Origin of the sequence: Cetobacterium somerae ATCC BAA-474, assembly GCF_000479045.1 — a bacterium.
Lineage (GTDB): Bacteria > Fusobacteriota > Fusobacteriia > Fusobacteriales > Fusobacteriaceae > Cetobacterium_A > Cetobacterium_A somerae.
Genome location: NZ_KI518184.1, coordinates 17,718 through 23,633 on the forward strand (window position 1 = coordinate 17,718; position 5,916 = coordinate 23,633).

Consider the following 5,916-nt stretch of genomic DNA (forward strand, 5'->3'; position numbering starts at 1 on the left):
GCCGCAAGTTCGAATCTTGCTATTCCGACCATGCAGGTCAATGGCTCAATTGGTAGAGCATCGGTCTCCAAAACCGAGGGTTGGGGGTTCGAGTCCCTCTTGACCTGCCATTTATTTGCCTAGATAGCTCAGTTGGCTAGAGCACCCGGTTCATACCCGGGCGGTCGAAGGTTCGAATCCTTTTCTAGGCACCATTTGGAACTTAAACTCTGTAAAAAGAGTTTTTTTTATTTTTTGCAACTTTAATAATAAAAAATCTACTGATATTTCTATCAGTAGATTTTAATGATTTAAAATAAGTTGTAAAACAATATCGTCTAACTTATCTTTATTATTTTTTATAAATTCATAAGCATCGTAAGAAAGATTTTCAATATTATTATTGGATTTATTATCTAGTTCTAAAGAACCTCTGTATAATCTGGGATTTAATCTGTAGTAATTCCATTTATTTTTAGAAGAGTCAAAAATTTTTCTTAAAACAAAATCATCTGTATTAGATTGTGCAGAAAAAAGAATATCGATGATGGGAACGACCCATTTAGCTCCACCTTTAGTCTTAAGATGCTCATAATTTTTATACCCTTCTTTTTTCCCAGTTCCAATAGATATAAGAATCATATCATCTGATCCTGGAAAGGACGGTTTATCCTCTTTTAAATACTTTTTAAAATCAATATTTCTAGCTTCAGCATATGCAATGAGAGCTGGATTGTTTGCAAAAATCCCTCCATCAATACAGTTATAAACATCATCATTTAATGAAATTAATCTTTTAGCATTGAAATATACAGGTGCTGATGAAGTTGCTATAACAACATCTTTTAATTTAAAATTCTTTAAAGGTTTTCTTTTAGCGTTTAAGCTATCAAAAAAAATCTCTTTAGCTCTGATTAGATCATAAGAGGTTGACATAAAAGGTTTTACTGTATCACTTAAATTAATCTCTCCAAAAAGAGAGTTAGCTAGTTCTTCAAGTGCTTTTGTAGAGTATTTAGGACGAAGGATTCCACCAAAAGATGAAACCCTTCTAATTATATTTTTTTTAAAAATTTTATCTCCACAATTTTTATAAAGCTCTACAATTTCTTGAGCACTATGATAATTTGGGGATGTATAAAGGGCTCCAAGAATACCGCCAGTACTCGTTCCTACTATTAAATCAAAATATTCATGAAGGTATATTTTTTGCCCAACCTTTTTCGATATTTCAGTTTCTAAGTATTCGCAAATAATTGCGGGGATAATTCCCTTTACTCCACCACCGTCAATAGATAAAATTCTAAGTTTTTTCATAAAATCACTATTTAATAAGAGGAGCTACAGCATTTTTAAATTGCCAATTGTGATATTTATCCCAGTCGATGCTCCAAGTCATAAATCCTTTAACATCATATCCTCTTCTTTGTACTTCTCTCCAAGCTTCAACATAAACATTCATATCATTAATTGCACCAGTTCCAGCAGCACCAACACCAGCAGGTAATCCAATAGCTAAAATCTCTTGAGGAATAGGTCCGATAGGGAATAATTGTGCATATTGTCCTCCCCATGCAGGTCCATCGTGTCCTTTTATAAGAGCTTCAGTAAATTCAGGAATAAATTTAGCTTGATTTTTACAATCAATAACAACTCCACTTCCGTCAAAAGGATAAACACCAGTTCCAGGTGCATTATAATATTGTGGATGTATTGTTGTAATTAAATGTTTTGTCTTTTTTATAAGGTCAATGTATAGAGTTCCAAATCCAGTACTTATTAAATAAGCAACTTCAGGAGCCATAGAATAAATAAAGTTAGGATCTTTAGCTCTAAAATACTCAATAATTTCTTTTATAGCATCAACAACATAGGTAGTTCCATTTTGAGCACTTTGTCCTTCTAAATCTATATCAAAACCATTAAATCCATACTCTTCAATAATATTTATAACACCGTTTTTAAAGATTTGTTTATCAGATTCTGATTTAATATGGAATACACCGTTTTGTCCACCAATTGCAATAATAACATTATGTCCTTTAGCTTTCATTCTCGCTACTTTTTCTTTAAATTGAGCTTTTGTAACTTGCTTACTAGCTTCAGGATCAAAAACAGGAGTTAAGTGATCAGGAGCTTCAATAAACGAAACAACAATTGTGTCATATTCAGCAGGAGTAGCCTCTAGGTCAACATAAGATGTAGGGCCATTTCCACCCCAAGAAGACCAGTATCCAACTAAAGTTTTCTTTGAATTTCCAGAAGGCTCTTTTTTTATTGTAAGAATATTCGTTTGATAATATGTTACTATTGAATTATTTGTTCCAGCAAATACTAACTGTACAGTGTTATTTCCAGTTAATAATGGAAGCGATGCTACTGCTAGTGAAACATTAACCATAGAAGACCTTCTTGTGAATTCTACAGGTTTTGTAGTAATTTTGAAGCCATTAACGTAAACAGCGTATTCAGTGTGAATATTTAAAGATGGAATTGATACTGTTCCTAAAAGTTGAGTATTATCTCCATTTAAATATATTGCTTCTACATCTGTTGCACCAATTAATGGTAGTTTTTCAGGGAAATTTACTGTTGGAATCTCAGGATCAACAGGTGGATCTATTGGAGGTTCAACAGGGGGAGTAGTTCCGCCCTCAACAGTTTCACCGTTTATAATTAAAGTTATAGGTTGTCCATTTAATGTAGCGTTAGAAGCAACATTAATATCAAAAGGAGCACCAGTTCCATTAATTCCATCGATTTTAAAGTTTCCGTTAGGTCCTAAATTAAAATGAGGCGCACCAGACCAATCGGTTCCTGAAGTTATAGAGAATCTACTTCCAGTTTTAGAAGCATTAATTTGCCATTGAGAAAGTCCAGTGGCAGGAGAATCGAAGTTTATCTCCCAGTTCCCACCGAAATTTTCAGTTGAATGTGAAATAAGTTCGATAGCAGCACTAAATCCATTGCTCCAAGATTGGCTTGAAGTAAGTTTTAATGTAGCAATTTTGTCGCCAGTTGGTGGAGGGATAATAACATCCTCTTTAACAGTAACTAGATTAGATGATTTTATAATTTGCTCTAATGATTGAGCACCTCTATAAGAGAAAATAGCTTCAACAATATAATCTCCTGGAGTTAAAACAGTAGTAAAAGTTATAATTTCATTAGGATTAGTTGTTGTTTTTTGTTCGATTGTATTTCTAACAGAAGTTTTTAAGTAATATGTAACTTGGTTTATTCTATTTTGAGAATCAGAGATAGCTTTCGTAGAAACGGAAGCTTTTTTATTTGTGATATTTAGTTCGATACTTCCAATAGTAGGAACTATAATCTCAGGTTCAACAGGAGGATCAACAGGTGGCTCAGGTGTTTCAATATCCACATCTAAATCGAATATATTTTTTTCAACATTAGACAGTAACTCTTTTATTTCGAAGAAATATATGATTGATGATTCCATGTTTAAACTATTAATTTTATTCTTTAATTCAATTAATTGTATATTTAAAGATTCAAGTTCATTGCTTGCATCAACAAATCTTTTCTTTAGATTATTATAGTGATTTAAAACATTTGAAAAATGAGATTTTATATTTTGTATTTCTAAAGTATTCATTACACGCTCCTTGTATAAAATTATAGTGTAGCTTCTTTCCAAGCTTCGTTTGATGATGGTGGTTGATCCCATGCAGAAACATACCATCCATTAGTATAATATTTACCGTTATAGTAAACTCTTGTATTTGAATTAGGATAGCTCATTGATTCATGCCAAACTGGAGTACCGTTATATATTCCAGAATCTGTTGAGAAAACTAATGGAGCTACATCTGCGTTTGTGCTGTTATAAATTTGGAAAGCTTTAGTGAAAGCTAACTCTTCTTGTGCTAATCCAGTAGAGTCAGGACCATTAACTTCTGAACCATTATTTGCTTTATCTCTATTTGCAGACCAAAAAGTTATCATTCCAACATTTTTAGTTTTACAAAAGTTGATAACAGGAGAAACATCCTCTAAAAAGAATGTGTTAAAAGCTCCGGTATCGTTTATTCCAATCTCAGGACATATTCCAATCATAGACCAAAGCTCATCATCGATTTTAATAACTCCGTGATTATTATAAAGGTTTTTTAGTTGTGAATGTAGATTTGTCATAGCTGAAATAGATTGCTCAGCCATATTTCCAGCGTAAGCTCCACCATAACACATAGCCATTATATTAACTCCTTCGATTTCAACACCTTTTTTAATAGCGTCATCTAATAAAAGAAGCTCATTTTGATTTAAACCATAAGGCATAACAGGAAGAGTAAACCAAAATCCAACATATCTACCTTCAGATTTTAATTCGTCTTGTAAAAGTTTTATAGCACTATGATTTCTTTTGTTTTCTTCACAAGTTTCGCTACCAGAAGTTCTATTATGTTCCATATCAAAATCAACTCTATTTAAATTCCAGTTATTTATAATTGATTTATATTTATTTTTTAAATCTTGAATATCTGTTATAACTTCATTTAAATAAGGTCCATTAAGACCACCAAAAGATATACAAACATCTCCACCCATAGATCTTAATCTTTCAATATCTTGCATAAGTCCAGCATTAGTTCCTTTGTTACCAGGTAGATTTATATTTCCTGCCCAAGCTGGATTTTTGTTAGAATCAGCGGTGATAAATCCTAAGTTATAGAACTGAACACCGGTTATTTTAGATTTGTCAGCTAATGCGAATTTAGAATTAACATCATCTCTAGCCGCATCTACAAATGGTGCAAAAATACCTCTAGGCCATTTTTTACTAGGTGTAGGATTAGGGTCTGGAGTTGGATCTGGATTAGGTCCAGGCTCTGGTTCAGTTGTATTCCCTTTAATGCTTATAATATTAGAATTTAATAAAATCTCTCCAGTTCTAGAACCGATGTTATATTTACAATTGCAGTTGAAGAAGTAGTTACCTTCATTAACTTTTGTAAATTGAACGTGATCGAAAGGATTGTTATTAATTATTGTTTCGATTGAAGTATTATTTGTATTCTTAAGTGTATAAATAACCTCAGTTATTGCAGAATCTTTATCTGTGATTTTAGTTAATAATCCTTTAGGAGTGTTTTCAAAAGCTGTTAAAGCTGCACAACAAACAGTTGGAATCTCTTTATCAACTAATTGAACTGTAATATTATTTGATTTTATAGTATTGCTTTGTATAACTTCGTTAGCGCCATCATAGTAATAAGTTGCTATAAAATAGAAAGTTCCATGTTCTCTAAAGTTAAAGTCTATTCTAAACATAGATTCAGGTAAAGAGATATGTAAAATTTCATTATCTCCAGAAGCTGTTTCCTTATACAGTTTATATTCAACGCTATTTAATCTAATTTCAGGATCAACAATATCTTTTAAAGAACCTACTAATGTAGTTTTAGTATCTTCTAAAAGAGCTGTTCTAATTTCAGGAACAATAATTTCAGGAACTTCTGGCTCACTTACCTCGATAATATGCTCTAAATCGAAAATCATTTTTTCAACATCATAAGCAAGAGCTTTTATCTCAAAGAAATCATTGATATTATTACTGCTATTTAAGCTTTGTGATAGATTTACTAAAAGTTCTAATTTATTTTTTGTTATATTATATTCTGGATTTGATGAAACAATATCCATTATTAAGTTCATACTTGTTTGAAGAGTTTTAAACTTATCAAAAAGTGATGTGATTTTACTTTTTAAATCACTAACTTGAAAATCTAGTTCATTATTTGAATTCAAAATAAATTGACCTCCTGTTTTTATTGTATTTGTATTAATTTCATAGATTGAAATTATTATTTTGTAAAAAAGAAAAAATATTTCAAAAGAATTTAAAATTAATGATAAGTGAATTTATATTAACATACCTCGATTAAAAATTCAAACTAAAAAATAAAAAAATAA

General features: G+C 31.2%; 3 protein-coding genes and 2 tRNA genes. 2 read left to right on the plus strand and 3 right to left on the minus strand.

Annotated elements, in window-relative coordinates; translation table 11 throughout:
* Window positions 1-34 precede the first annotated feature (34 nt).
* Together HMPREF0202_RS10025 and HMPREF0202_RS10030 are read left to right on the plus strand one after the other, a co-directional pair.
* A tRNA-Trp gene (locus HMPREF0202_RS10025) sits at window positions 35-110 on the plus strand.
* Window positions 111-117: 7 nt separating this feature from the next.
* Window positions 118-194: transfer RNA gene (locus HMPREF0202_RS10030), tRNA-Met, on the plus strand.
* Window positions 195-282: 88 nt separating this feature from the next.
* On the opposite strand, the gene HMPREF0202_RS10035 is transcribed toward HMPREF0202_RS10030, so the two are convergent.
* The 3 genes from HMPREF0202_RS10035 to HMPREF0202_RS14795 are packed head-to-tail and all read right to left on the minus strand — an operon-like array spanning window position 283 to window position 5,751.
* Window positions 283-1,296, minus strand: coding sequence for a patatin-like phospholipase family protein (locus HMPREF0202_RS10035; RefSeq protein WP_023052510.1), 1,014 nt, complete (start codon window positions 1,294-1,296; stop codon window positions 283-285).
* Window positions 1,297-1,303: 7 nt separating this feature from the next.
* Window positions 1,304-3,598, minus strand: coding sequence for a glycosyl hydrolase family 18 protein (locus tag HMPREF0202_RS10040; protein ID WP_023052511.1), 2,295 nt, complete (start codon window positions 3,596-3,598; stop codon window positions 1,304-1,306).
* Between the two features lie 20 nt (window positions 3,599-3,618).
* Entirely contained in the window at window positions 3,619-5,751 is a 2,133-nt protein-coding gene (locus HMPREF0202_RS14795) for a hypothetical protein (RefSeq protein WP_023052512.1), read from the minus strand.
* Between the last annotated feature and the right edge of the window lie 165 nt (window positions 5,752-5,916).